At 72.0% G+C, this 25,537-nt stretch carries 24 protein-coding genes; 16 read left to right on the top strand and 8 right to left on the bottom strand.

Translation table 11 applies throughout. The features are described from left to right. The first annotated feature begins 49 nt into the window (after positions 1-49). From AC6EH9_RS07860 to AC6EH9_RS07825, 8 genes are all read left to right on the top strand, one after another. Positions 50-1,180, top strand: a complete 1,131-nt coding sequence (locus tag AC6EH9_RS07860) for a 1-deoxy-D-xylulose-5-phosphate reductoisomerase (protein WP_498421968.1) — start codon at positions 50-52, stop codon at positions 1,178-1,180. Beyond that, complete coding sequence (locus AC6EH9_RS07855; protein ID WP_498421967.1) at positions 1,177-2,532, top strand: M50 family metallopeptidase; 1,356 nt, start codon at positions 1,177-1,179, stop codon at positions 2,530-2,532. Before AC6EH9_RS07860 ends, AC6EH9_RS07855 begins: the two co-directional genes overlap by 4 nt. Positions 2,533-2,578: 46 nt before the next feature. Continuing rightward, positions 2,579-3,730, top strand: coding sequence for a flavodoxin-dependent (E)-4-hydroxy-3-methylbut-2-enyl-diphosphate synthase (gene ispG, locus AC6EH9_RS07850; protein ID WP_498421965.1), 1,152 nt, complete (start codon positions 2,579-2,581; stop codon positions 3,728-3,730). A gap of 33 nt (positions 3,731-3,763) precedes the next feature. Next, positions 3,764-4,609 carry a GNAT family N-acetyltransferase gene (locus AC6EH9_RS07845; RefSeq protein WP_498421964.1) on the top strand — a complete coding sequence of 282 codons (846 nt, stop codon included), beginning with the start codon at positions 3,764-3,766 and terminating at the stop codon, positions 4,607-4,609. A gap of 17 nt (positions 4,610-4,626) precedes the next feature. Continuing rightward, on the top strand, positions 4,627-4,998 hold the full coding sequence (locus AC6EH9_RS07840) for a DoxX family protein (RefSeq protein ID WP_498421963.1): 372 nt from the start codon (positions 4,627-4,629) through the stop codon (positions 4,996-4,998). Between the two features lie 99 nt (positions 4,999-5,097). Continuing rightward, positions 5,098-6,879, top strand: a complete 1,782-nt coding sequence (locus AC6EH9_RS07835; protein WP_498421962.1) for a proline--tRNA ligase — start codon at positions 5,098-5,100, stop codon at positions 6,877-6,879. 31 nt (positions 6,880-6,910) lie between these two features. Beyond that, a complete protein-coding gene (gene scpC / locus AC6EH9_RS07830; protein WP_498421960.1) occupies positions 6,911-8,416 on the top strand; it encodes a succinyl-CoA:acetate CoA-transferase ScpC in 1,506 nt (501 codons plus the stop codon). After that, positions 8,413-9,132 (top strand): HAD family hydrolase, encoded by a 720-nt coding sequence (locus AC6EH9_RS07825; protein ID WP_498421958.1) that lies wholly within the window; start codon positions 8,413-8,415, stop codon positions 9,130-9,132. The genes scpC and AC6EH9_RS07825 overlap by 4 nt, the downstream gene beginning before the upstream one ends. Before the next feature lie 593 nt (positions 9,133-9,725). On the opposite strand, the gene AC6EH9_RS07820 is transcribed toward AC6EH9_RS07825, so the two are convergent. The 4 genes from AC6EH9_RS07820 to AC6EH9_RS07805 all read right to left on the bottom strand — a co-directional run bounded on the left by AC6EH9_RS07820 (position 9,726) and on the right by AC6EH9_RS07805 (position 12,666). Beyond that, the gene (locus tag AC6EH9_RS07820; RefSeq protein ID WP_498421957.1) at positions 9,726-11,222 is read right to left on the bottom strand and encodes an HNH endonuclease; all 1,497 of its coding nucleotides are present in this window, start codon (positions 11,220-11,222) and stop codon (positions 9,726-9,728) included. A gap of 149 nt (positions 11,223-11,371) precedes the next feature. Next, positions 11,372-11,584 (bottom strand): hypothetical protein, encoded by a 213-nt coding sequence (locus AC6EH9_RS07815; RefSeq protein ID WP_498421955.1) that lies wholly within the window; start codon positions 11,582-11,584, stop codon positions 11,372-11,374. An 81-nt stretch (positions 11,585-11,665) separates the two neighbouring features. Beyond that, positions 11,666-12,082, bottom strand: coding sequence for a DUF4439 domain-containing protein (locus AC6EH9_RS07810; RefSeq protein WP_498421953.1), 417 nt, complete (start codon positions 12,080-12,082; stop codon positions 11,666-11,668). Continuing rightward, positions 12,079-12,666 (bottom strand): hypothetical protein, encoded by a 588-nt coding sequence (locus AC6EH9_RS07805; RefSeq protein WP_498421951.1) that lies wholly within the window; start codon positions 12,664-12,666, stop codon positions 12,079-12,081. The genes AC6EH9_RS07810 and AC6EH9_RS07805 overlap by 4 nt, the downstream gene beginning before the upstream one ends. Positions 12,667-12,800: 134 nt before the next feature. On the opposite strand from AC6EH9_RS07805, the gene rimP reads away from it, so the two are divergent. The 8 genes from rimP (at position 12,801) to AC6EH9_RS07765 (ending at position 21,316) form a co-directional block, all read left to right on the top strand. Beyond that, positions 12,801-13,292, top strand: a complete 492-nt coding sequence (rimP, locus tag AC6EH9_RS07800; RefSeq protein WP_498421949.1) for a ribosome maturation factor RimP — start codon at positions 12,801-12,803, stop codon at positions 13,290-13,292. After that, positions 13,292-14,269, top strand: coding sequence for a transcription termination factor NusA (gene nusA / locus AC6EH9_RS07795; protein ID WP_498421947.1), 978 nt, complete (start codon positions 13,292-13,294; stop codon positions 14,267-14,269). The genes rimP and nusA overlap by 1 nt, the downstream gene beginning before the upstream one ends. A gap of 55 nt (positions 14,270-14,324) precedes the next feature. Further along, positions 14,325-14,744 carry a YlxR family protein gene (locus AC6EH9_RS07790; protein WP_498421945.1) on the top strand — a complete coding sequence of 140 codons (420 nt, stop codon included), beginning with the start codon at positions 14,325-14,327 and terminating at the stop codon, positions 14,742-14,744. Positions 14,745-14,862: 118 nt separating this feature from the next. Next, a complete protein-coding gene (gene infB / locus AC6EH9_RS07785; protein WP_498421943.1) occupies positions 14,863-17,814 on the top strand; it encodes a translation initiation factor IF-2 in 2,952 nt (983 codons plus the stop codon). A gap of 109 nt (positions 17,815-17,923) precedes the next feature. Then, positions 17,924-18,409, top strand: coding sequence for a 30S ribosome-binding factor RbfA (gene rbfA / locus AC6EH9_RS07780; RefSeq protein WP_498421941.1), 486 nt, complete (start codon positions 17,924-17,926; stop codon positions 18,407-18,409). Next, positions 18,406-19,281, top strand: coding sequence for a tRNA pseudouridine(55) synthase TruB (gene truB, locus AC6EH9_RS07775; protein WP_498421940.1), 876 nt, complete (start codon positions 18,406-18,408; stop codon positions 19,279-19,281). Before rbfA ends, truB begins: the two co-directional genes overlap by 4 nt. Before the next feature lie 83 nt (positions 19,282-19,364). After that, positions 19,365-20,303 (top strand): bifunctional riboflavin kinase/FAD synthetase, encoded by a 939-nt coding sequence (locus AC6EH9_RS07770; RefSeq protein WP_498422266.1) that lies wholly within the window; start codon positions 19,365-19,367, stop codon positions 20,301-20,303. Then, complete coding sequence (locus tag AC6EH9_RS07765) at positions 20,300-21,316, top strand: hypothetical protein (RefSeq protein WP_498421938.1); 1,017 nt, start codon at positions 20,300-20,302, stop codon at positions 21,314-21,316. The genes AC6EH9_RS07770 and AC6EH9_RS07765 overlap by 4 nt, the downstream gene beginning before the upstream one ends. Before the next feature lie 43 nt (positions 21,317-21,359). Here AC6EH9_RS07765 and AC6EH9_RS07760 read toward each other — a convergent pair whose 3' ends face one another. Genes AC6EH9_RS07760 through AC6EH9_RS07745 form a run of 4 tightly spaced genes read right to left on the bottom strand, consistent with a single transcriptional unit; the run spans position 21,360 to position 25,534 of the window. Further along, positions 21,360-21,617 (bottom strand): HPr family phosphocarrier protein, encoded by a 258-nt coding sequence (locus AC6EH9_RS07760; protein ID WP_498421936.1) that lies wholly within the window; start codon positions 21,615-21,617, stop codon positions 21,360-21,362. 40 nt (positions 21,618-21,657) lie between these two features. Continuing rightward, positions 21,658-23,802: a PTS fructose transporter subunit IIABC gene (locus AC6EH9_RS07755; RefSeq protein ID WP_498421935.1), complete on the bottom strand. Its 2,145-nt coding sequence runs from the start codon at positions 23,800-23,802 to the stop codon at positions 21,658-21,660. Further along, positions 23,799-24,770, bottom strand: a complete 972-nt coding sequence (locus AC6EH9_RS07750; RefSeq protein WP_498421933.1) for a 1-phosphofructokinase family hexose kinase — start codon at positions 24,768-24,770, stop codon at positions 23,799-23,801. Before AC6EH9_RS07750 ends, AC6EH9_RS07755 begins: the two co-directional genes overlap by 4 nt. Beyond that, a complete protein-coding gene (locus AC6EH9_RS07745; RefSeq protein ID WP_498421931.1) occupies positions 24,767-25,534 on the bottom strand; it encodes a DeoR/GlpR family DNA-binding transcription regulator in 768 nt (255 codons plus the stop codon). Before AC6EH9_RS07745 ends, AC6EH9_RS07750 begins: the two co-directional genes overlap by 4 nt. Positions 25,535-25,537 lie beyond the last annotated feature (3 nt).

The raw sequence follows: 25,537 nt of genomic DNA, 5'->3' as shown, positions 1-25,537 counted from the left end.
GCGCCGGGGGCTGCGGCATTGCCGCGCGGGGTGCTGGGAGAATCGCGCGGTGACCTCTCCAGCCTCTCGCGCGCAGCGTCGCGACGTCGTGATCCTCGGCTCCACCGGCTCGATCGGCACCCAGGCCCTCGACCTGGTGCGCGCCCACCCCGACCGGTTCCGGGTGGTCGCGCTGACCGCGGGCGGCTCGAACCCCGAGCTCTTCGCCGAGCAGGTGCGCGAGTTCGCCCCCGCCTTCTCCGGGCTGGGGGAGGACGCCTCGGTCCAGGCGGCGGCGATGGCCTGCGACGTGGTGCTCAACGGCATCACCGGAGCCGTCGGGCTGCGGCCCACCCTGGCCGCGCTCGACGCCGGCAACACCCTCGCCCTGGCCAACAAGGAGTCGCTGATCATCGGCGGGTCCCTGGTCACCCAGCGGGCCAGGCCCGGCCAGATCGTGCCCGTCGACTCCGAGCACTCCGCGATCGCGCAGTGCCTGCGTGCCGGTGCCCGCGGCGAGGTGCGCCGCCTGGTGCTGACCGCGAGCGGCGGGCCGTTCCGCGGCCGCAGCCGCGAGGACCTGCTGGAGGTGACGCCCCAGGAGGCGCTGAACCACCCCACCTGGGCGATGGGCCCGGTGATCACGGTGAACTCCGCCACCCTGGTCAACAAGGGGATGGAGGTGATCGAGGCGCACCTGCTCTTCGGGGTGCCCTTCGAGGACATCGAGGTCGTGGTGCACCCCACCTCGGTGGTCCACTCGATGGTGGAGTTCTGCGACGGCTCCACGATCCTGCAGGCCTCGCCGCCCACGATGATGATCCCGATCGCGCTCGGCCTGGACTGGCCCGACCGGGTCGCCGACGCGGCGCCGCCGGTGGACTGGACCCGCCCGGAGACGTGGGAGTTCCACCCCCTCGACGACGAGGCGTTCCCGGCGGTCGCCCTGGCCAAGCGGGCCGGCGCGCTGGGAGCCACGGCGCCGGCGGTCTACAACGCCGCCAACGAGGTCTGCGTGCAGGAGTTCCTCGCCGGCCGGCTGCGCTTCGTGGACATCGTGGCGACGATCGCCGCCGTTCTTTCCCTGCACGGCGTACCCTCGAAGACGACACAGCTGAGCGTGGACGACGTCCTCGCCGCCGACGTCTGGGCTCGCTCAGAGGCCGTCCGCCTGATCCGGGAGGGGTTCCCCGCCGCATGACCGCGCTCTTCTACATCCTCGGTGTGGTCGTCTTCGTCCTCGCCATCCTCGTCTCCATCGGACTGCACGAGCTGGGGCACATGATCCCGGCGAAGAAGTTCGGCGGGAAGGTGACGCAGTACTTCATCGGCTTCGGCCCCACCGTCTGGTCGCGCCGGCGCGGCGAGACCGAGTACGGCGTGAAGGCCATCCCGCTCGGCGGCTACGTGAAGATCGTGGGCATGCTCCCGCCGGGGGCCGGCAACATCGCCGAGCCGGACGGCGTCGACGCCGCGGGCAACCACGTCTACAAGGTGCGCAAGTCCAACACCGGGATGTTCACCCAGCTGATCTCCGACGCCCGGGCGGCGGAGTGGGAGACGATCTCGCCCGAGGACCACGACCGGCTCTTCTACCGGATGCCCTGGTGGAAGAAGGTGATCGTGATGGCCGCCGGCCCCTCGGTCAACATCGCCATCGCGTTCGTGATCTTCGCCGGCGTCTTCGCGACGTACGGCAACCCCAACGACCCGGTCCTCGAGCCGGTCGTCGACGACGTGTCCGCCTGCGTCGTCCCCTACGAGGAGAGCGACCGGGTCTGCACCGCGAAGGACCCGGTCAGCCCGGCCGTCGAGGCCGGCCTGCAGCCCGGCGACGAGATCGTCGCCTTCAACGGCACGCCGATCGACGACTGGGAGGGGCTGCAGAAGGCCATCCGCGGCAACGCCGGCGGCGAGGCGGAGATCACCTACCTGCGCGACGGCGAGGAGATGACCGGGCGGACCAGCACCACCGTGCAGTCGCGCCCCACGTCGGCCACCGACGAGACCCTCACCGAGGTCGGCTTCCTCGGCGTCACCCCGACCTTCGCCGGCTTCGCCGAGGGCGGGCCGCTCTACACGCTGCGCCAGATGGGCGACATGACCGTCGAGACCGTCAAGGCGCTCGGCACGCTGCCGGTGAAGGTCTTCGACGTCGCCCAGGCGATCGTCGGGCTCGAGGAGCGTGCCGCCGACAGCCCGGTCAGCGTGGTGGGCGGCGGACGCCTGGCGGGGGAGACCGTCTCGCACGAGACGTTCCCGGTCGCCGAGAAGACCGTCTTCATCCTGATGCTCATCGCCGGCTTCAACTTCTTCATCGGGATGTTCAACTTCGTTCCGCTGCTGCCGCTGGACGGCGGCCACATCGCCGGGGCGCTCTACGAGGCCGTGCGCCGCGGCTTCGCCCGGCTGCGTCGACGCCCCGACCCCGGCTTCGTCGACGTCGCCCGGCTGCTCCCGGTGGCCTACGTGGTGGGCCTCGCCCTGCTGGTGATGGGCGCGGTGCTGATCGTCGGCGACCTGGTGGTCCCGCTGTCGCTCTACGAGTCCTAGCAGCCGGCGGCGCCGAGGCGAGGGTGACATCGCTAGGATCGGGAGCATGACCGCAGTCAGCCTTGGCATGCCCGCAGCACCCCCGCCCGTGCTGGCCCCCCGCCGCCCGACCCGGCAGATCCAGGTCGGCAAGGTCGGCGTCGGCAGCGACCACCCGATCTCGGTGCAGTCGATGACGACCACGCTGACCTCCGACGTGAACACCACGCTGCAGCAGATCGCCGAGCTGACCGCCGCCGGGTGCGACATCGTCCGGGTCGCGTGCCCCTCCCAGGACGACGCCGACGCCCTGCCGCAGATCGCGCAGCACTCGCAGATCCCGGTGATCGCCGACATCCACTTCCAGCCCAAGTACGTCTTCGCGGCGATCGACGCCGGGTGCGCCGCGGTCCGGGTCAACCCCGGGAACATCCGGCAGTTCGACGACCAGATCAAGGAGATCGCGCGGGCCGCCAAGGACCGCGGCACCTCGATCCGGATCGGCGTCAACGCGGGCTCGCTCGACAAGCGGCTCCTGGAGAAGTACGGCAAGGCGACGCCCGAGGCGCTCGTCGAGTCCGCGGTCTGGGAGGCCGGTCTCTTCGAGGAGCACGACTTCCACGACTTCAAGATCTCGGTCAAGCACAACGACCCCGTGGTCATGGTGCGGGCCTACGAGATGCTCGCCGAGCGGGGCGACTGGCCGCTGCACCTCGGTGTGACCGAGGCGGGCCCGGCCTTCCAGGGCACGATCAAGTCCGCGACCGCGTTCGGCGCGCTGCTCTCGCGCGGCATCGGCGACACCATCCGGGTCTCGCTCTCCGCGCCGCCGGTGGAGGAGGTCAAGGTCGGGCTGCAGATCCTGGAGTCGCTGAACCTGCGCCCGCGCCGCCTCGAGATCGTCTCGTGCCCCTCGTGCGGGCGCGCCCAGGTCGACGTCTACACGCTGGCCGAGCAGGTCACGGCGGGTCTGGACGGGCTCGAGGTGCCGCTGCGCGTGGCCGTGATGGGCTGCGTGGTGAACGGCCCGGGTGAGGCCCGGGAGGCCGACCTGGGAGTGGCCTCGGGCAACGGCAAGGGACAGATCTTCGTCAAGGGCCAGGTCATCAAGACCGTGCCGGAGAGCCAGATCGTGGAGACCCTGATCGAGGAGGCCATGCGCCTCGCCGAGCAGATGGAGCCCGTCGAGGGCGCCGAAGCCTCCGTCAGCGTCAGCTGAGCGCGAGAGCCGGACGAGAAGTAGGCTCCCGACGTGCTCTCCACCCGGCACGGCGTGCACCTGCTGGGCACGCCGGATCTCGACGAGTTCCTGGCCCTCACCGCCCAGGACCCGGTCGTCAACGTGTTCGCGGACTACCGCGCCCGTACGACGAACCTCGACCCGCGCTGGCTGGGCGGTGAGATGTGGGGCCGCTTCGACGACGGCCGGCTCACCGCCGCCTGTCATGTCGGCGCCAACCTGGTGCCCGTGCAGGCCAGCGCGGACGACGCCGTGGCGTTCGCCGCCCGAGCCCTGGCGAAGCGACGGTCCGTCTCGACGCTGGTCGGCCCCGAGGAGGCGGTCTCCGCCTTCTGGGGGGTGGTCGGCGACAGCTGGGGGAGCCCGCGCGAGATCCGCCGCCGGCAGCCCCACCTGGAGCTCTCCGGGCCGCCGGCGATCGCCGGGGACCCCGAGGTCAGGCGCACCACCAGCGAGGACCTCGAGCAGCTCTACCCCGCCTGCGTGGCGATGTACACCGAGGAGGTGGGCGTCTCCCCGGAGTTCGGCGGGGGCAGCGACCTCTACCGGGCACGGGTGATGCAGCTGGTCTCGCGCGGGTGGTCCTTCGCCCGCTTCGAGGAGGGCCGGGTGGTGTTCAAGGCCGAGGTCGCCTGCGCCTCGCCGTACGCCGCGCAGGTGCAGGGCGTCTACGTGCCGCCCGACCGGCGTGGGGAGGGGCTCGCCACCCGGGGGATGGCCGCGGTCGCGGAGATCGTGCTGGCCGAGATCGCGCCGACCGTCTCGCTCTACGTCAACGAGTGGAACGACCCCGCCCGCGCCGCCTACGAGCGCGCCGGCTTCCGCGAGAGCGCCCGGTTCTCCACAATCATGTTCTGAGCCGCTAGGTTCTCGCCATGTCGACCTCTGCTCTGCCCTGGGATGCCCGGGTGCTCGCCGCCGCCTTCGCCACTTCGGGGGTGATCCACCTGGTCCGGCCGGCGACGTTCGAGCCGGTGATGCCGGCCGCGCTGCCGGCGCACCGCGAGCTGATCCTCGCCAGCGGCATCGCCGAGCTGGCGTGCGCCGCGGGTCTGGTGTTCCCCCGCACCCGCCGGGTCGCCGGGTGGGCGAGCGCCGCGGTGCTGGTGGGCGTCTACCCGGGCAACCTGAAGATGGCCGGCGACGCCAGGCGCGCGCGCAGCAGGCGGTTCAAGGCGATCGCCTACGGTCGGCTTCCGCTGCAGCTGCCGATGATCCGTGCTGCCCTCCGGGCTGCCCGAGGCTGAGCGCGGGCGCCCTCGCCCGATGGCTTCGAGCGCGTCGTCTGTGACGCAGGGGACCATCGGATGCACGTCGGGGCGCGCGCCACGGATAACCTGGCTCCCATGATCCTGCGTATGTCCCAGCTCTTCGTCCGCACATTGCGCGACGACCCGAACGACGCCGAGGTGCCGAGTCACCGGCTGCTGGTGCGTGCGGGCTACATCCGCCGGGCCGCGCCCGGCATCTACACCTGGCTCCCGCTGGGCCTGCGGGTGTACCGCAACGTGGAGCGGATCGTGCGCGAGGAGATGGACGCGATGGGCGCCCAGGAGCTGCAGTTCCCGGCGCTGCTGCCCCGCGAGCCCTACGAGGCGACCGGCCGGTGGACCGAGTACGGCGACGGGCTCTTCCGCCTCCAGGACCGCAAGGGCGCGGACTACCTGCTGGGCCCGACCCACGAGGAGATGTTCACCCTCGTCGTCAAGGACCTCTACTCGTCGTACAAGGACCTGCCCGTCTGGCTCTACCAGATCCAGACCAAGTACCGCGACGAGGCGCGTCCCCGCGCCGGTCTGATGCGCGGGCGCGAGTTCGTGATGAAGGACTCCTACTCCTTCGACACCACCGACGCCGGCCTCGAGGCCTCCTACAACGCCCACCGCGAGGCCTACGTCAAGACCTTCGACCGGCTCGGCTTCGACTACGTGATCGTCAAGGCCACCAGCGGCGCGATGGGTGGCTCGCGCTCGGAGGAGTTCCTGGCCCGCTCGACGGTCGGCGAGGACACGTTCGTGCAGTGCACCACGTGCGACTACGCCGCCAACGTGGAGGCGGTGACCGTCCCCGCCCCCGCCCCCCGCGGCTACGACGACGTCCCGGCCGCGCACGCCGAGCAGACGCCGGACACGCCGACGATCGACACGCTGGTGGACCACCTCAACGAGAAGTTCCCCCGCGACGACCGGCCCTGGGCGGCCGGCGACACGCTGAAGAACGTCCTCGTCGTGCTCAAGCACCCCGACGGGACCCGCGAGCCGCTGGCCATCGGGCTGCCCGGCGACCGCGAGGTCGACCAGAAGCGGCTCGAGGGCCAGCTCGAGCCGATCGAGGTCGAGGCGATGGACGAGACGGAGCTGCGCAAGCACCCCGAGCTGGTCAAGGGCTACATCGGCCCCCGCGCGCTCGGCGAGGAGTCGCCCTCGGGCATCCGCTACCTCGTCGACCCGCGCGTGGTCGAGGGCACTCGCTGGGTCACCGGCGCCGACGTGGCCGGGCAGCACGTGCTCGACCTCGTCGCCGGGCGCGACTTCACCCCGGACGGCACCATCGAGGCCGCCGAGGTCCGCGACGGCGACGCGTGCCCGCAGTGCGCCCCGGAGGGCCGCCAGGGCACCCTGGAGACCGCTCGCGGCATCGAGATGGGCCACATCTTCCAGCTCGGCCGCAAGTACGCCGAGGCGCTGGGCCTCAAGGTGCTCGACGAGAACGGCAAGCTGGTCACCGTCACCATGGGCTCCTACGGCATCGGCGTGTCCCGGGCAGTGCCGGTGATCGCCGAGGACAACCACGACGAGCTGGGCCTGTGCTGGCCGCGCGAGGTCGCGCCGGCCCAGGTGCACCTGGTCGCCGCCGGCAAGGACCCCGCGCTGTTCGCCGAGGGCGAGCGGATCGCCGCCGAGCTGAGCGCGGCGGGCGTGGACGTCATCTTCGACGACCGGACCGGCAAGGTCAGCCCGGGCGTCAAGTTCAAGGACGCCGAGCTCATCGGCGTTCCCACCATCGCGGTGGTCGGCAAGGGCCTCGCGGATGGCACCGTCGAGGTCAAGGACCGTCGGAGCGGGGAGCGTCTCGACGTCCCCGTCGCCGATGTCGTCGCCCATCTCATGTCCGTCGTCCGGCCCTGATCCTCGGGTCACCCATCTCACGGGAGCACGTATGTCACGCATCAGCTGTCCGTCGCTGGCCACCAAGGTCACGACCCCCGAGGCCGCGGCCGAGTTCATCCACCATGGCAACTCCGTGGGGATCAGCGGCTTCACCGGAGCCGGTTACCCCAAGGCGATCCCGCAGGCGCTGGCCCGCCGGATCGAGGCGGCGCACGCGCGCGGCGAGGAGTTCACCATCGGGCTGTGGTCCGGTGCGTCGACCGCCCCCGAGGTGGACGGTGTGCTCGCCTCGGTGCACGGGCTGGACAAGCGGCTGCCCTACAACTCCGACCCCACGCTGCGGGCGCTGATCAACTCCGGTGAGGTCGACTACGTCGACACCCACCTGAGCCACTCGGCCCAGCACATGTGGTTCGGCTTCTACGGCCCGCTCGACGTGGCGGTCGTGGAGGTCACCGCGATCCTGCCCAACGGCCTGCTGGTGCCCAGCAGCTCGATCGGCAACAACAAGACCTGGCTCGACCGCGCGGACCGCGTGATCCTCGAGGTCAACAGCTGGCAGCCCCGTGAGTTCGAGGGCTTCCACGACGTCTACTACGGGGCGGCGCTGCCCCCGCACCGCAGCCCGATCCACCTGACCCAGCCGATGCAGCGGATCGGCGACCCGTACCTGCGCGTCGACCCGTCCAAGGTGGTCGCGGTGGTGGAGACCAACAGCCCCGACCGGAACACCCCGCTGACCCCGCCGGACGCCCTGTCCGAGGCGATGGCCGACCACCTTGTCGACTTCCTGCGTCACGAGGTCGCCGCGGGCCGGATGCCGCGCAACCTGCTGCCCCTGCAGAGCGGGGTGGGCAACGTCGCCAACGCGGTGATGGCCGGGCTGGAGGTGAGCGAGTTCGACAACATGATCGCCTTCACCGAGGTGATCCAGGACGGTCTGCTCGACCTGCTCGACAGCGGCAAGCTGGTCGGCGTCTCCGCGACGTCGTTCGGCCTCTCGCCCAACGGCGTGCAGCGCTTCCTCTCCGAGGTGAGCTCGTACAAGGGCCGGATCCTGCTGCGCAGCGAGGAGATCTCCAACCACCCCGAGCTGGTCCGCCGTCTCGGCGTGGTGGCGATCAACGGGATGATCGAGGCCGACATCTACGGCAACGTGAACTCCACCCACATCATGGGCTCGAGCATCATGAACGGGATCGGGGGCAGCGGCGACTTCGCCCGCAACGCCTTCTTGAACTTCTTCGTCTCGCCGTCCACCGCGAAGAACGGGGCGATCTCGGCGATCGTGCCGATGGTCAGCCACGTCGACCACACCGAGCACGACGTGCACGTGCTGGTGACCGAGCAGGGGCTCGCCGACCTGCGCGGGCTCTCGCCGACCGACCGGGCCGACCGGGTCATCGCCAACTGCGCGCACCCGGACTTCCGCGACCAGCTCCAGGACTACGTCGACCGCGCCAAGGCCGCGCGACCGACCGCGCGCCACACGCCGCACCTGCTCGACGAGGCGCTCAGCTGGCACAGCCGGTTCCTCGAGACGGGTCACATGTGAGCGGTCCGGACGTCGAGGCGGTCATCTTCGACTGGGGCGGCACGCTCACCCGCTGGAGCGACGTGGACTTCCACGCCGAGTCGCTGGCACTGGCCCAGGCCGTGGTCGGTACCGACCACGACCTGGACTCCGCGAGCAGACGCCTGCATGCCGCGGGAGACGCGGTCTGGGGGCGCTCGCGCGACCACCAGCGCAGCGCCACCGTCGCGGATCTGTTCGACGAGGCGGGGCTGGAGCACGACCCGGAGCTGCTGCACGCCTACTACGAGTTCTGGGAGCCGCACACGGCGACCGACCCCGACGTGCGGCCGGTCTTCGAGGCGCTGCGCGAGCGCGGCGTCAAGGTGGGCGTGCTGTCGAACACCATCTGGCCGCGGGAGTGGCATCGGGGGTTCTTCGAGCGAGACGGCGTCCTCGACCTGATCGACGGCGACGTCTACACCAGCGAGATCGAGTGGACCAAGCCGTCTCCGCGGGCGTTCGGCGCGGCGATGGAGGCCGTGGGCGCCCGTGACCCCGGTCGCTGCGTCTACGTGGGCGACCGGCTCTTCGACGACGTCTGGGGGGCGAAGAACGCCGGGCTGCGCGCCATCCACGTGCCGCACAGCCGCATCCCTGCCCAGCAGGTGGGCCACACCGAGGGCGAGCCAGACGCGGTGGCGCACCGCCTTCTCGATGTTCTCGACATCGTGGCCGGCTGGTCGCGTCGGGGCTGAGGGCGTCCACCGCGGCCGGGCGAACTCCTGCAACTTGCTGCATTGCAAGGACATGCAGTCTGTAAGTGCTGGCCTTCTGTCGCTCCGTATTGCATTGTTTTGCACGGCAGGTTGTTCGGGCAACCCGCCGCAGTTGAACCGGTGACCGGCGTCTGCGCCGCCGATCACCACCAGGTGCCGCGCTGACCGGCTCCGTCTCATGGTCCGCGAACACGTCCACTCGGGGAAGATCTCGGGACTTCCTTGGATGTCGTGTTCGCGGACCGAGGCCATTTCGGGGCAACTCGGGTCGGCGGCCCACCTCACCCGCTCTGCGGTCTGGGCCGGCTGGCGGCCTCGCTCCTCGGCCCTTCGGCTTCCGTACGTCCCCCTGCGGTGGGGGCTGGCACCGCCACGGGTAGCGACTGCGCCGGGCTGGACGGTGTCTGTGTGCCGGGGCTGTTCCGCTGGCCGCGTGGCCGCGTAGGCGGCGCCTCGCCCTCATCGTCCGCTGGCCGCGTGGGGGAGTGCTTGGCGCGCGTTCCTCCAGGTGGTGCCCGCGCGTGCCGCTGGCCCCGCCGGGCGGTGCCTGGGCGGGGTGCGGGACGGAGCAGCTACTGGTCGGGTGGCGGCAGGTCGGTTGACGTCGCGGCGGGTTGCTGAGGCGGGTGCGGATCGTCCGGGTGCTGCGGGGTGTGCCGTCGGCGGTCCCGGGAGACGTCGAGGGTGCCGGTGTGGTCGCGCAGGTACTGGTAACCCTGAGGGCTGGTCCAGAGGTAGCAGCCCTTGTCGAGGTGCGTGTAAGTCCAGGGGCTGTGGGTCTTGTGACGGTGATGTCGTCGGCAGAGCGGGGCGAGGTTGCATGAGCAGGTGGTGCCGCCGGTGGCGTGGTCTTGGATGTGGTCGCAGTCGGCGCGGTGCTGCTCGGGGGTGAGCCTTCGGGCGGGTCGGGTGCACCAGGGGAACACGCAGGTGTGCTCGATCAGCGTGAGGCGTTCGACGAGGCGGTCGGGGGTCTCGTAGGCGTTGACGTGGACGTGGTCCTCGAGGTCGATGACCGGCTTGATGGTGATCTGGGTGTCGGGGGTGGCGCACCAGTCGCGGACCTGGTCGGCGGAGACGAAGGAGGCGGTGTTCTCCACGCGGGCCAGGTGTACGCCGGTGTCGTCGAGGCCTCGGGCGCGTAGCGCGTCGTGGGAGAGGTGGACGTAGAGCACGACCTGACGCGGTCGTCGGGCCGCTGCATTCGACCGGGGGGCGGCAGTACCCGCGTCATGCGGGTTGTGCGGTTGATCGGAAGCACCTGGTGCGTCGGATCCACCGCACTGACCTGCGCCCGGCCCTTCGCCTGCGCCCAGGTCGAGGGCGAGTTGACGCCGGGCGAGGTCCCCGGCGGCCTTCGCCCGCCGCACCCCGAGCGGGTCCACCGAGCCCAGCGCCTGCTGCTGCGCCGCACCGGCGGCGACGGCGGCGTCGAGGTCGAGCGCGTCGGCGAGGTCGAGCTCCCCGCGCACGGTCATGGTGCCGTCGTAGGAGACCTGGTCGGTGTCGATGTCGAAGCACCGCCCGTCCGCAGCGGCCCGGCGCCGTTGCTCGGCCTCCTCGGGCTGGAACCGGACCCGCGCCTCTTCGATGAGCCGGTCCAGGGCGGCGAGACCGATCTTGTGTGCGACTGCGGCGACGTGGGTGTCCACGAACCCCGCACCCGCTGGCACCAGGCTCATCGTGGCGTCCGCGATGCGCCGGGCTTTCCACGCCACGAGATCACCGCTGACGACCTGCGCCCAGACCTTGGGGAGGCGGTGGCGCAGCTCCAGGGCCTGCCCGACATACCGGCGCCCGGCGTCGGTGGACATGCCGATCGCGAGGGCGAACTCGGTGACCGCGAACTCCGCCACCAAGGGCGCCCCGGGTCCGGCGACGGGGATCCCGTGGTCGCCGTACGGCCCGTGGATGACCGCGGCCGCTTCCAGGGACTCCACCGAGTGCATCGCGGCCCAGTCCACCGCCAGCTGCAGCTGCTCGGCCTCCGCGCGGTCCGCGGTGGTGCGCCGTACTCGCGCGGCGTCCAGCACCGCACGGGCGGTGTCAGGAGTCGCGGTCCGGGTCATGGATCCACTCAAGCAGGCGCCACCGACAGTCCTGCCCCCAGAAACCGCCACGACACGCGGACTGTGGAGAACTCATTCGAGTTGATCCTGAGGACGCCCCCTCGCGCTCGCCCCTCGGCGATCCGAGTCCAGCTCCGCCGGCGCCCGGACTACTTCGAGGGCTCGGGGACGGTGCAGTCGACCTTGGGGTTCACCCCGAGGTAGTTCAGCGGCCCGGCCACGATGGTGAGGACGGTGTCACTGGTGGTCTTGCAGTTCACCTTGCGATCGTCGGAGAAGTAGTCCCGCTGGTAGGCGGCCAGGGCGCCGATCACCAGCCAGACCACGATCAGGGCGCTGAGCAGACTGCTGACGGCTTTCATGGAACGTCTCCTGTCACTGTGCGGGTCTGTGCCGGGACCCGATACCCCGTTCTGCGGACCGCAGTCACCGGGCGGGCGAGCTCACTCGCCGGGGAAGTCCTGGGGCGCCCCGCCCAGGCGGACCCGGCGCACGGCGGCGTCCACCAGCGCCGAGACGGCCCAGGCCCGCTGCGCGCCGACGCTGTTCGCGACCAGTGCGGCGTACGTCGCGGCGCAGCCGTCCTCGATCTCGATGGCCGCCTCGCGGCGCTGCTGGGAGGTGCGCAGCGGGGCGGGGATCTCGTAGGCCGAGGCGGCCGCGACCGGCTCCTGGCCCAGGTCGCGCAGCGCCCGGGAGAGCTCGTCGCGCCGGGAGCGGTGCAGGGCGTAGCCCCGCGTCAGCTCCGCGTTCAGCTCCGCCTCCGCCGAGGCCGACGTCCGTGCGCCCAGCACCGCGTAGAGCCACGCCGCGGCGTGCTCCGCGGCCAGCGTGCGCTGCAGGGCCTCCGGCGTGCTCACGAGGTCTCCGCCGATCCCGGCGAGGCCGGCAGCGCGACTGGAAGAGCCGCCAGGTGCTGGGCCACCGAGGCCGCCATCATCGCGAGCAGCCGGGCGAAGGTGCCGCTGTCGGCCTGCTCGGCGAGCGAGCCGAGGTCGCTCTGCAGCGCCTGCTCGCGGCGCCGCAGGCCGGCCCAGGCCCGGGCGGGGTCGGCCGGGCTGGTGGCGCTGGCAGGCGGCGCGGGGTCGGGGACCGCCTCGCTGAGCAGGTCGCGGTGGGCCTGCTGGGCCTGGGTCAGGGGGGCGAGCAGGCCCGCGGCTGAGCGGTGGCGCGCGGCAACCGCCACGACGAGGGCGAGGGCGGCGTCGATGCGCTCGAGCGCCTGGGCGGCCAGGCTCTCGTCGAGGACGGCCTCGTCGGAGGGGGAGCTGTCGGGGGACGGTGAGCCGGAGGGCTCGGGGCTGGCGCCCGGGGTGTCGCAGGCCGTGAGTGCCGTGACGCCGACCGCGAGTACGCCGCCGCGCAGCGCCGCCCGGCGGGTCGTCTCGCGCCGTCCCCATGGGACCAGGTCGTGCGCCGGGCGGGCGAGGTCGGTGCTGGACACGCCGACGACCCTATCGCCGCGCGTCGGGACGGCGCCGACGACGCCGCCGGGACGCGCAAACGGCGATGGTCGGGAAGGCCTTCGCAACGGCTAAGGTGGAGGCTCTACAACAGCACAAGGAGGTAGCTATCCCCGTGAGTACCGCCCGTCAGGACGCCACCCGGGACCGCATCGAGTCCGAGCTCTCCGGACCCCTCAGTGCGCTGGGTCTCGATGTCGAGGCCGTCGAGATCACGCCCGCCGGCAAGCGCCGCGTGCTGCGCGTCGCCGTGGACACCGATGGGGGTGTGACCCTCGACGACGTCGCGGACGCGACCCGTGCCATCTCCGAGGTGCTGGACGAATCCGACGTGATGGGGGAGATGCCCTACACGCTCGAGGTCACCTCGCGCGGCGTCGACCGCCCCCTCACCCTGCCGCGCCACTGGCGCCGCAACGCCGACCGGCTGGTCAAGGTCACCCTCCTCGAGGAAGGTGAGCTCACCGGTCGCATCACCACCAGCGACGAGACCTCCGTCACCCTCGACATCGACGGGGAGAGCCACGAGATCGCCTACCGCGACATCGCCAAGGCCCTCGTCCAGGTCGAGTTCAACCGCAAGGCCCGAAAGGACGACGACGCCTGATGGACATCGACCTGAGCATCCTGCGCATGCTCGAGCGCGAGAAGGAGATCTCCTTCGACGTGCTCGTCGAGGCGATCGAGCAGGCCCTCCTCACGGCCTACCACAAGTCCCCGGGAGCCCGAGCCCGGGCGCGGGTCGAGCTCGACCGCAAGTCGGGCCACGTCACGGTGATGGCCACCGAGGTCGACGACGACGGCAACGAGATCGGCGAGTTCGAGGACACCCCGGCCGGCTTCGGTCGGATCGCGGCGACGACGGCCAAGCAGATCATGCTGCAGCGCCTGCGCGATGCCGAGGACGAGCTCAAGTTCGGCGAGTTCTCCGGACGCGAGGGCGACGTGATGTCCGGCGTGATCCAGCAGGGCCGCAACCCCGACGACGTGCTGGTCGACCTGGGCCGGCTCGAGGCGCTGCTGCCCGTGGGCGAGCGGGTCCCCGGCGAGAAGTACGAGCACGGCAGCCGGATCAAGTGCCTGGTGGTCTCGGTGCGCAAGGGGATGCGCGGCCCCCAGGTCACGCTCTCGCGCTCGCACCCCAACCTGGTCAAGAAGCTGTTCGCCCTCGAGGTGCCCGAGATCGCCGACGGCACCGTCGAGATCACCGCCATCGCTCGTGAGGCGGGACACCGCACCAAGATCGCGGTGCGCTCCACGATCCCCGGCGTGAACGCCAAGGGTGCCTGCATCGGCCCGATGGGCCAGCGGGTCCGCAACGTGATGGCCGAGTTGCACGGCGAGAAGATCGACATCGTCGACTGGTCGCAGGACCCCGCCCAGATGGTGGCCCACGCGCTGTCGCCCGCCCAGGTGCGCTCGGTCGAGATCGTGGACCTGGCGGCCCGCTCCGCGCGCGTCGTGGTGCCGGACTTCCAGCTGTCGCTGGCGATCGGCAAGGAGGGCCAGAACGCCCGCCTGGCGGCGCGGCTGACCGGCTGGCGCATCGACATCCGCTCCGACGAGGCGCCGGCGCCACGCTGAGTGCGCCGCGGCCACATCGGGCCGCCCGGTTCGGTGAACGACGCCCGAAGGAGTAGTGTTGTTGCCAGTGGCACGCGAACTCACCCCTCCCGCACGCCCCGATCACCGCCGTACGCCCGCTGGCTCATCGCCCGCTGGTGGCGGGGGACCGGTCAGGACGTGCGTCGGGTGTCGGGAGCGGGCCACGAAGAGCGAGTTGTTGCGAGTGGTCGCTGGCTCGGACGCCTGGGGCTCACCAGCCCTGGTGCCCGATCCCGGGGCCACTGCACGCGGCCGAGGGGCGCATCTGCATCCCCGCGCCGAGTGCTTCGACCTCGCGGTGCGGCGCAAGGCATTCCCTCGGGCCCTTCGGGTCCAGGGAGCGCTCAGTGCCGAGCCGGTGAGGGCCTACCTCGACTCGCTCCGCGTGTTGATAAGCCAGCGTGACGAAGACCATGCGTTGACTCGCAGAGTCGCTGACATGACCGACGTGTGACCTACAGGAACTGGAGCAGCAGCTCATGAGCACTCGATGAGTACTTCCCGATGAGCATGCACAACCACTAACGGTCCGCAGCACCCCTTGAGACGGGGCTCGGGCCAGAAGGAGCAGCGTGGCTAAGACCCGAGTCCACGAACTCGCAAAAGAGTTCGGCGTCGAGAGCAAGTTCGTTCTCGAGAAGCTCAAGGAGATGGGGGAGTTCGTCAAGTCGGCATCGTCGACGGTCGAGCCCCCGGTCGAGATGCGTTTCAAGAAGCAGTTCGGCGAGCAGTTGAAGACTGCTGCGCCGGCACAGGCAGCCGACCAGGCCGCCCCTACAGCACCCAGCACGAGCGCCCCCAAGGCGCCGGGCACTCCCGGCCCGCGTCCCGGCCCCAAGCGGGCCGCGGCACCGGCACCCGAGGCCCCGGCAGCCGTCGAGGTCCCGGCAGCGCCGCAGGCTCCGGCAGCGCCGGCCCCCGCGCCTGCTGCCCAGGCTCCGGCCGCAGCTCCCGCACCGGAGGCGCCCGCCGCTCGCGCGGCTCAGCCCCCGGCCGGTGCGCCGCGCCCCGGTCCCAAGCCCGGTCCCCGCACGCCCTCGGCTCCCGAGCCGCAGGCGGCTCCCGAGGCTCCGGCAGCTCCGGCCGCTCCGGCCGCTCGAGCCGGTGGCCCGACGCCGAAGGCGCCCGCGCCCAAGTCGCCGGCACCCCGACCGGTGGGCCGTCCCGGCTCGCCGCGCCCGGGCAACAACCCCTTCTCGCCCAGCCAGGGCATGGGACGTCGACCGTCCGCTCCGCGTGACGGTGGCGCGCCCGGCGCCGGCGCCGGTGCTCCCGCAGGCGCTCCCGGCGCCTCCGGTGGCGACCAGCGTCCGCCGCGTCCGCCGTCGGCACGCGACGGTGGCGCCCCCGGGCGTCCCGGCATGCCGCGCCCCAACCCGGCGATGATGCCGAAGTCCCCGGCCGCCTTCGGTGCCGGCCCCGGCGGCCGCGCCAGCGGTCCGGGTCGTCCCGGCGCCCCCGCCCGCGGTGGTGCCGGTCGTCCCGGCGCGCCCGGTCGCGGTGGCCCCGGCGGTGCCCCCGGTGGTCCCGGCGGCTTCGCCGGTCGCCCCGGCGGCGGTGGCCGCCCCGGCGGCGGTCGTCCCGGTCAGCGCGGTACCACGCAGGGTGCCTTCGGGCGTCCCGGTGGCCCCTCGCGTCGTGGTCGCAAGTCGAAGCGCGCGCGTCGTCAGGAGTTCGAGGCCATGCAGGCGCCCACCATCGGTGGTGTGCGCGTCCGCAAGGGCAACGGCGAGACCGTGCGTCTGGCCCGCGGCTCCTCGCTGACCGACTTCGCCGAGAAGATCGGCGTGGACGCGGCAGCGCTGGTCCAGATGCTGTTCAGCCTGGGCGAGATGGTCACCGCGACCGAGTCGGTCAACGACGAGACGTTCGAGCTGCTCGGCGAGGAGCTCAACTACGACGTCGTGGTGATCTCTCCCGAGGACGAGGACCGCGAGCTCCTGGAGTCCTTCGACCTCGAGTTCGGTGAGGACGAGGGCGACGAGTCCGACCTGTCGGCGCGTCCGCCGGTCGTCACGGTCATGGGCCACGTCGACCACGGAAAGACCAAGCTCCTCGACGCCCTGCGCAGCGCCAACGTGGCGGCGAAGGAGGCCGGTGGCATCACCCAGCACATCGGTGCCTACCAGGTCGCCACCGAGGTCGACGGCGACGAGCGTCTGATCACGTTCATCGACACCCCGGGTCACGAGGCCTTCACCTCGATGCGTGCCCGTGGTGCGCAGGCCACCGACATCGCGGTCCTGGTGGTCGCGGCCGACGACGGCGTCATGCCGCAGACGATCGAGGCGCTCAACCACGCCAAGGCCGCCGGCGTGCCGATCGTGGTCGCGGTCAACAAGATCGACAAGCCCGACGCGGACCCGACCAAGGTCCGTGGCCAGCTCACCGAGTACGGCCTGGTCCCCGAGGAGTACGGCGGCGACACGATGTTCGTCGACGTCTCCGCGAAGTCCGAGCTCAACCTCGACAAGCTGCTCGAGGCGATCGTGCTCACCGCCGACGCGTCCCTGGACCTGCGGGCCAACCCCAACCAGGACGCTCAGGGTCTGGTCATCGAGGCGCACCTGGACCGCGGTCGCGGCCCGGTCGCCACGATCCTGGTCCAGCGCGGCACGCTGCGCGTCGGTCAGTCCATCGTCGCGGGTCCTGCCTACGGCCGGGTCCGGGCGATGCTCGACGAGCACGGCGACAACATCACCGAGGCCGACCCGTCGCGCCCGGCGATGGTCCTGGGTCTCACCGCGGTTCCGGGTGCGGGCCAGAACTTCATCGTCGTCGACGACGACCGGATGGCACGCCAGATCGCCGAGAAGCGCGAGTCGCGTGAGCGGGCGGCCATGCAGGCCAAGCGCCGCGTGCGTCGTACGCTCGAGGACTTCATGGCCTCCATGGAGAAGGGCGAGACGCAGGAGCTCAACCTGATCCTGAAGGGCGACGTGTCCGGCTCGGTCGAGGCCCTCGAGGACTCGCTGGCCCAGATCGACGTCGGCGACGAGGTCAGCCTGCGGGTCATCGACCGCGGTGTCGGTGCGATCACCGAGACCAACGTCGACCTCGCCGCCGCCTCCGACGCCATCATCATCGGCTTCAACGTCCGGCCCCAGGGCAAGGCGAGCCAGATGGCCGACAAGGAAGGTGTCGAGATCCGCTACTACTCGGTCATCTACCAGGCGATCGAGGAGATCGAGGCGGCGCTCAAGGGCATGCTCAAGCCGGAGTACGAAGAGGCGGTGCTCGGCCAGGCCGAGATCCGCAACATCTTCCGCTCCAGCAAGATCGGCAACATCGCCGGCTGCATGGTCACCTCGGGCACGATCCGGCGCAACGCCAAGGCGCGTGTGCTCCGCGACGGCGCCGTGGTGGCCGACAACCTCGACCTCGCCTCGCTCAAGCGGGAGAAGGACGACGCGTCGGAGGTCCGCGAGGGCTTCGAGTGCGGTCTGGTGCTGAAGAACTACCAGAACATCCAGATCGGGGATGTTGTGGAGTCCTTCGAGATGCGCGAGATCCCGCGCAGCTGATCCAGGCAACGCGGCCGGGCGTCCCCCTTCGGGGGCGCCCGGCCGTTCTGCGCATAATGGCGGGGGCGTGACCACGCGCCCCGCCCCACGTTCGAACCAGGGAGAAGTCATGGCCAGCCCACGTGTCCGCAAGATCGCGGACCGGATCCAGGTGATCGTCGCGGAGATGCTCGAGCGGCGGATCAAGGACCCGCGGCTCGGGTTCGTCACCATCACCGACGTCCGGCTGACAGGTGACAGCCAGCACGCGACCGTCTACTACACCGTGCTCGGCGACGAGGACGACGTCACCGCGAGCGCGGCCGCCCTGGAGTCGGCCAAGGGCGTCCTGCGCGCCGAGGTCGGCAAGCAGCTCGGTATGCGCACCGTGCCCACGCTCACCTTCGTCCACGACGCGCTGCCCGAGAACGCGCGTCAGATCGAGGACCTGCTGGCCAAGGTGCGTGAGTCGGACGCGGCCGTGGCCGCCGCCCGCGAGGGCGCCCAGCCGGCCGGCGAGGCGGACCCCTACCGCAAGCCGCACGAGGAGGACCAGCTCGAGGACGAGCCGGACCCCTCGCCCGAGGACGCCGCCGAGGGCACCCGCGGGGCGTGAACGCCCCTTCGCCCTCGGGCCTCGTCGTCGTCGACAAGCCCGGCGCCCTCACCTCCCACGACGTGGTCGCCCGGGTGCGCCGCCTGGCGGGCACCCGCAAGGTCGGTCACGCGGGCACGCTCGACCCGATGGCCACCGGGGTGCTCGTCCTCGGCGTCAACCGCGCCACGCGGCTGCTGGGCCACCTGATGCTCACCGAGAAGGCGTACGCCGCCACGATCCGGCTCGGGGTCAGCACCGTCACCGACGACGCCGAGGGCGACGTCCTCGCGCGGTCCGCAGCCGAGCACCTCGGCGACGACGAGATCGCGCAGGCCCTGCAGCGCTTCGTCGGCGACATCGAGCAGGTCCCGACCGCGGTCTCGGCGATCAAGGTCGACGGCAAGCGTGCCTACCAGCGGGTGCGCGAGGGCGAGCAGGTCCAGCTCAAGGCCCGCCCGGTGACGGTCCACGAGCTCACCGCCGGCGTCCCGCGCCGCGGGGACGGCGTCGTCGACGTGGACGTCGAGCTGCGCTGCTCCAGCGGCACCTACGTCCGGGCACTGGCCCGCGACCTCGGCTCGGCCCTGGGCGTCGGCGGGCACCTCACCGCGCTGCGCCGCACGGCGGTGGGCGGGTTCTCCCTCGACGTGGCCAGCAGCCTCGAGCAGCTGGCCGAGGAGTTCACGATGATCCCGATCGCCCAGGCCGCGCGCGCCAGCTTCACGTCGTACGACCTGGGGGAGGAGCAGGCGGCCGACGTGCGCGTCGGCCGGGCCCTGGAGCTGGAGCTGCCCGACCGGCCGACGGCGCTGTTCGACCCCTCCGGGGAGTTCCTGGCCCTCTACGAGCAGCGCGGCGCGCAGGCACGTGCCGTCGCCGTCTTCGTCTGAAGGCGCACTCCATGCCCGCCAGCGCAGCCGCTGTGAAAGGCTGACCCGCGATGATCCAGCAGCACAGGAAGGCCGGTGGGCCGATGCGCGTGTGGCGCTCCCTCGACCAGGTACCGGCCGATCTCGGTCGCACCGTGGTCACCATCGGCAACTTCGACGGTGTCCACCTCGGTCACCAGCACGTCGTACGCCGCTCGCGCGAGGTCGCCGACGCCCTCGGCGTCGAGGGCGTGGTGGCGGTGACCTTCGACCCGCACCCGATCGCGGTGCTGCGTCCCGAGCACGCGCCCCCCACACTCACCACGATCGACACCCGACTCGACCTGCTCGCCCGAGCCGGTGTCGACGACGCCCTGGTCGTGCCGTTCGACCGCGACATCGCCAGCTGGGCGCCCGAGGAGTTCATCCAGCGGATCGTGGTCGAGGCGCTGCACGCGCGCGCCGTGGTCGTCGGAGCCAACTTCCGCTACGGCAAGCGGGCCGCCGGCGACGTGGCGCTGCTCCAGCGGGTCGGCGCCGACAGCGACTTCGTCGCGGAGGGGATCGCCCTGGACGGCGGACCGCAGGTGTGGTCCTCGACCTACGTGCGCAACTGCCTGGCCGCCGGTGACGTCGAGGGCGCGGCCGAGGCGCTGGGGCGCAACTTCTCGGTGCGCGGAGCCGTGATCCGCGGCGACCAGCGCGGACGCGGGCTGGGCTACCCCACGGCCAACGTGCCGACCAGCGGGATGGCAGCAGCCCCCGCCGACGGTGTCTACGCCGGCTGGATGCGCCGCCTCGACACCGGCGAGGTGCTGCCGGCGGCGATCAGCGTGGGCACCAACCCCACCTTCGACGGAGAGCGGGAGCGGCGGGTGGAGTCCTACGTGCTCGACCGCACCGACCTGGAGCTGTACGGCGTCGAGGTCGAGGTCTCCTTCGTCGCCCGGCTGCGGGGGATGGTCCGCTTCGCCGACGTCGAGGCGCTCGTCGAGCGGATGGGCGACGACGTCGCCCGGGCCCGAGAGCTGCTCGGGTCGTGAGCTCGCGGATCCACGAGGCCGACACCCTGCGCTCGACCGAGGCCTGGTTCCTGCGCAACGGGCTGCCCTACTTCGTGCCCGCCGAGCGCGAGGCCGCGCGTGCGGCCCTGCATCCGCGCAAGACGCTGCCGCTGGTGCTGCTGGTCGGCCTGGTGGCCGCGGGGGCCGGGTGGGCCCTGGCCTGGGTCTCGGAGGATCTCGCCTTCGCCCCCGCCACGCTGTTCTCGATCGGGGTGGCGGCGGCCGGGTTCTACGGCGTCACCGCGCTGCGGGCGCGACCGCTGCTGGGCTGGGCGCTGGGCCGCACCATGTCCAGCCTGCGGATGCTGATGCCGATGGTGGTCCGGGCGCTGCCGCTGCTGCTGCTGTTCGTGACGTTCCTGTTCATCAACGCGGAGGTCTGGGAGGTCGCCGCCAGCTGGACCGGCGGCGTGCTGTGGCTGACCGTGCTGCTCTTCTGCCTGATGGGCGCCGGCTTCCTGCTCGGTCGGCTGCCCGAGGAGGTGGACCGCACCGACGACTCCGTCGACGACCGCCTGCTGCTCACGGCGTGCACCGGCACCCCGCTGGAGGCCGCCGCGCGTGACCTGGTCGCCGATCCCGACAGCGACCCCGCGTCGTACGCGACCGTGACCGGCTACGAGCGCTGGAACCTGATCCTGGTGCTGATGATCGTCCAGGCCGTGCAGGTGCTGCTGCTGGTGCTCTCGGTGTTCGCGTTCCTGATGGCGTTCGGCTCGCTGGCGATGACCAACGACGTGGTGCTCGTCTGGGCCGACGAGGCCGCCGGCGACGTCGGGCACCTCCCGGGCCTGCCGAACACCTCGCTCCCGCTGCTGAAGGTGGCCACCTTCCTGTCCGCCTTCTCCGGGCTGTACTTCACGGTCTCGGCGCTCACCGACGAGACCTACCGCGCCCAGTTCTTCTCCGGCGTGCTGCGCGAGATGGAGCGCGCCGTCGGAGTGCGGGCGGTCTACCGGGCGCTGCGCGCGCACAGCGGGCAGACGCTGTAGGGCGCCGCCCGCTGCGGTGGGTGGTGAGAGCCGTTGGCGGGGCTCAGGCGTCGAGGTCCTGCTCGACCATCGCGGCGATCTTGTCGACCGCCGTCTGGTCGTCGCCGGAGACCTCGACCTCGGCCCCGTTCCCGGCGCCCAGGGTCATGATCATCAGCGCCGAGCTCGCGTCCACGGGGTCCCCGCCGGGCATCGAGATGAACACGTCGCTGCCGAGCTCCCCGGCCGCCTCGGAGATGAGCGAGGCGGGACGGGCGTGCAGGCCGACGGCGGATCCGACGATGACGGTCTTGCTGGGCATGTGAGCTCCTTCGAGGGGGTGGGGTGCGTGGCTGGGCTGCTCAGAGGGCAACGGGAGTCGCGGCCTTCGTGTCGGCGTACTCGTCGGCCGGGGTGCGGCCGAAGCTCTTCAGCACGATCACGGCGAGGGCGGCGACCAGCACGCCGGCGGCCAGCGAGATCAGGTAGCCCAGCACGTTGTCGACGGCGAAGAGCACGAACACACCGCCGTGCGGAGCCCGCAGCGCCACGTCGAACGCCTGGGACAGTCCACCGGTGACGCCGCTGCCGAGCATGATCGCCGGGATCACCCGCAGCGGGTCGGCCGCGGCGAACGGGATGGCGCCCTCGGTGATGAAGGAGGCGCCCATCAGCCAGGCCGCCTTGCCGTTCTCCCGCTCGGCCGGGGTGAAGAGCTTGGGACGCAGCACGGTGGCCAGCGCCAGGGCCAGCGGCGGGACCATGCCGGCGAGCATCACCGAGGCCATGATCTTCAGCTCGGGAGCGTCGGTGGCGGTGGCCGCGGCGCCCAGCCCGGCGGTGGCGAAGCCGTAGGCCGTCTTGTTCAACGGCCCACCCATGTCGAAGGCCATCATCAGTCCGAGCACGACGCCGAGGATGATCGCGGAGCCGCCGCTCATCGAGTTGAGGCCGTCGGAGAGCGCCTTGGTCAGTGCGGTGAGCGGCTTGCCGAGGACCGCCAGCATGACCACGCCGGAGATCAGCGTGGCGCCCAGCGGGATCACCAGGACCGGCATCAGGCCGCGCGCCCAGACCGGGACCTTCCACGAGGAGATCCAGTAGGCGACGAAGCCGGCGAGCACACCGCCGACCAGGCCGCCCAGGAATCCGGAGTTGAGGGTGTCGGTGGCGATCCAGCCCATCACGAAGCCCGGCGCGATGCCCGGCCGGTCGGCCATCGCGTAGGCGATGTAGCCGGCCAGGGCGGGGACGAGGAAGGTGAAGGCCGCCTGCCCGAGCACCAGCAGGAGCGCCCCGATGTAGGTCAGCAGCGGTCCGCGGGCCAGCTCGGACTGGTCGAGGTCGTACGCCGAGGGGTCGGGCAGGTCGAAGATCGTGGAGTTGGTGACGATGTGCTTGGCGACGTTGACCTCCTCCCCGTTGAAGGTGCCGGCGAAGTTGATCGCGTAGCCACCGAACAGGAAGCCGAGCGCGATCAGCAGGCCGCCGGCGGCCACGAACGGGATCATGTAGGAGACGCCGGTCATCAGCACCCGGCGGACCCGCGCCCCCCAGGACTCGCCGGCCCCGGCCGTGCTGGCCTCCTCGGCGCTGCCCTCGACGCGCGGCGCCGAGGGGTCGTCGACGGCCCGCAGCGCCTCGGCGATCATCTGGTCGGCCTCGTCGATCGGGCGCTTCACGCCGGAGCGGACCACGGGCAGCCCCGCGAACCGGCCGCGGTCGCGCACCCCGACGTCCACCGCGAAGATGGCCGCCCCGGCTCGGGCGATCACGTCGGCGGGCAGCGGCGAGGCGCCGGCCGAGCCCTGGGTCTCCACCGCGATCTCCACTCCGGCGCGCTGGGCGGCGGCCTCGAGGGCCTCGGCGGCCATGTAGGTGTGGGCGATGCCGGTCGGGCACGAGGTGACCGCGACCAGGCTGGGCCGCTCGGCCCCGGCGTCGCCCGCAGCGTGAGCCGGCGTTGTGGGGCTGGCGCCGGTGGCCGGGGGCGCGGGCGTGTCCGCCGCGTGCGCCCCACCGGGGGCGCCGGTGCTGGTACCGGCTGCCGGGGCGGCGTCGGGGAAGATCCCGGAGACGATCGCGACGACCTCCTCGGCGCTCGCCGCCGAGCGCAGGGCGCTGGTGAAGTCGGGCTTCACCAGGGCCCGGGCCAGCTGGGTGAGCAGCTGCATGTGGGTGGTGTCCCCGCCCGCGGGCGCGGCGATCAGGAAGGCGATGTCGGCGGGTCCGTCCTTGGCGCCGAAGTCGACCGGTGGGCTCAGCCGCGCGAAGGCGAGGGTGGGGGTCTCCACTCCCGAGGTGCGGCAGTGCGGGATGGCGATGCCGCCGGGCAGGCCGGTGGCGGAGGTGGCCTCGCGGGCCAGCGCGTCCGTCACGAGCTGGGCGGTGTCGGTGGCGCGTCCGGCGTCGTGGACGACGTCGGCCAGGGCACGGATGACGTCGTGCTTGTCGGTGCCGAGGTCGGCGTCGAGCCGGACCAGGTCGGCGGTGAGGAGGGCGGTCACGGGTGGCCTCCAGGTATCGAGGGGAGAGCGAGCGAGCGGACGTGCACCAGCTCGGGGTGGACCAGGGACGGGTCAGGGACGCCCGTCCCCGGCAGGCTCGCCGCCGCGCTGCCGTAGGCCACGGCGAGGGCGAGGCGATCGGCCGGCGACTTGTCGGTGATGTCGCCGAGCATGTAGCCGAACAGGCTGGCGTCGCCGGCCCCGACCGTGCTGGCCAGCACGGTCGGTGGGGGAGTGGCCTGCCAGACGCCGTCGGCCCGGACGAGCACGGCGCCTTCGCCGCCGAGGGTGACGAGCACGGACCCCACCCCGCGCGCGACGAGACCCTGCGCTGCCTGGGCGGCCGCGGCCGGGTCACTCTCCAGCGACTGCGCGGAGAAGCCGGTCAGCGAGGCCAGCTCCTCGGCGTTCGGCTTCATCAGATCGGGGGCGGCGCGGTCCAGGCCGGCGACCACGGCGGAGAGGGGCTCCCCGCTGGTGTCGACCGCGATCTTGGCGGAGCCGCGGGCCAGGGCGGCCACGAGCTCGGCGTACCAGGTCACCGGCGCCCCGGGCGGCAGCGAGCCGGCCAGGACCACCCAGTCGGCGCTGTCGGCGCGGCGCAGCAGCGCGTCGCGCAACCGGCCCAGCGACTCGGGCGTGGCCACCGCCCCGCGGGTGTTGAGCTTGGTGGTGGTGCCGTCGGGCTCGGTGATCGTGAGGTTGACCCGGATCGGGCCGGTCGGCTCCTCGGGGCGGCAGTCGACACCCACGGCGAGCAGCTCGGTCACGTAGGGGTCTTCCCTGTCGGCGGGCAGGACCGCGATCGAGGGGATGCCCGCGGCCACCGCCGCACGGGAGATGTTGACGCCCTTGCCACCGGACTGCGAGAGGCCGGACTCCACGCGCAGCACGCCGCCGCGCTCCAGGGGGCCGTCGAGGTTGACGGTGCGGTCCACGCTCGGGTTGGGGGTGAGGGTGACGATCATGCGACCACCACCTCGACGCCGGCTTCCTCGAGGGCGGCCCGGTCGAAGGTGGTGATCGCGTCGTCGGTGACCAGGACGTCGACGTCCGAGATCTCCGCGAAGCGCAGGGTCCGCTCCTGGCCGATCTTCGCGGAGTCGGCCAGCACCACGACCCGCTGCGCGGCGGCGACCATCGCGCGCTTGGCCGCGGCCTCGGCGTCGTCGGGAGTGGACAGCCCGTGCGAGACCGAGATGCCGTTGGTGCCCAGGATCGCGATGTCGGCCCGGATCCGGCCGAGCGCCTCGACGGTCTCCGCGCCCACCGCGGCCTGCGTGGTCGCGCGGACCCGACCGGGCAGCAGGTGCAGCTCGACGTTGGGTTGGCTGGCCAGCCTGGCGGCGATCGGGACCGCATGGGTGAAGACGGTGAGGGGACGCTCACGGGGGATCAGGGCTGCGAACCGTCCGGTCGTGCTTCCCGCGTCGATGAGCACGGTCGACGCGGCGCCGGGCAGCAGGTCGATCGCGGCCGCCGCGATCCGCTCCTTGGCCTCGGGATTGGCCGCGTCCCGGTCGCTGAGGGCCACCTCGATCACCGTGAAGGTGTCGGCCGGCACAGCGCCCCCGTGCACGCGGCGCAGCAGGTTCAGCCGCTCCAGGGCGGACAGGTCACGGCGCACGGTCTCGGTCGTGACGTCGAACTCGCGGGACAGGTCACTGACCGACACCCGACCCTGACGGGTGACCAGCTTGACCATCGCCTGCTGGCGTTCCTCGGCATACATTCG

This window comes from Nocardioides sp. Z21_20, from assembly GCF_059766585.1.
This window is presented reverse-complemented; position numbering and strand designations above follow the sequence as displayed.

What these genes read in the sequence shown, in the direction of transcription:
- AC6EH9_RS07855 (WP_498421967.1), top strand. Translation starts at nt 1,177, where the DNA reads ATGACCGCGCTCTTCTACATCCTCGGTGTGGTCGTCTTCGTCCTCGCC.
- ispG (WP_498421965.1), top strand. Translation starts at nt 2,579, where the DNA reads ATGACCGCAGTCAGCCTTGGCATGCCCGCAGCACCCCCGCCCGTGCTG.
- AC6EH9_RS07840 (WP_498421963.1), top strand. Translation starts at nt 4,627, where the DNA reads ATGTCGACCTCTGCTCTGCCCTGGGATGCCCGGGTGCTCGCCGCCGCC.
- AC6EH9_RS07835 (WP_498421962.1), top strand. Translation starts at nt 5,098, where the DNA reads ATGATCCTGCGTATGTCCCAGCTCTTCGTCCGCACATTGCGCGACGAC.
- scpC (WP_498421960.1), top strand. Translation starts at nt 6,911, where the DNA reads ATGTCACGCATCAGCTGTCCGTCGCTGGCCACCAAGGTCACGACCCCC.
- AC6EH9_RS07820 (WP_498421957.1), bottom strand. Translation starts at nt 11,222, where the DNA reads ATGACCCGGACCGCGACTCCTGACACCGCCCGTGCGGTGCTGGACGCC.
- AC6EH9_RS07815 (WP_498421955.1), bottom strand. Translation starts at nt 11,584, where the DNA reads ATGAAAGCCGTCAGCAGTCTGCTCAGCGCCCTGATCGTGGTCTGGCTG.
- nusA (WP_498421947.1), top strand. Translation starts at nt 13,292, where the DNA reads ATGGACATCGACCTGAGCATCCTGCGCATGCTCGAGCGCGAGAAGGAG.
- rbfA (WP_498421941.1), top strand. Translation starts at nt 17,924, where the DNA reads ATGGCCAGCCCACGTGTCCGCAAGATCGCGGACCGGATCCAGGTGATC.
- AC6EH9_RS07770 (WP_498422266.1), top strand. Translation starts at nt 19,365, where the DNA reads ATGCGCGTGTGGCGCTCCCTCGACCAGGTACCGGCCGATCTCGGTCGC.
- AC6EH9_RS07760 (WP_498421936.1), bottom strand. Translation starts at nt 21,617, where the DNA reads ATGCCCAGCAAGACCGTCATCGTCGGATCCGCCGTCGGCCTGCACGCC.
- AC6EH9_RS07750 (WP_498421933.1), bottom strand. Translation starts at nt 24,770, where the DNA reads ATGATCGTCACCCTCACCCCCAACCCGAGCGTGGACCGCACCGTCAAC.
- AC6EH9_RS07745 (WP_498421931.1), bottom strand. Translation starts at nt 25,534, where the DNA reads ATGTATGCCGAGGAACGCCAGCAGGCGATGGTCAAGCTGGTCACCCGT.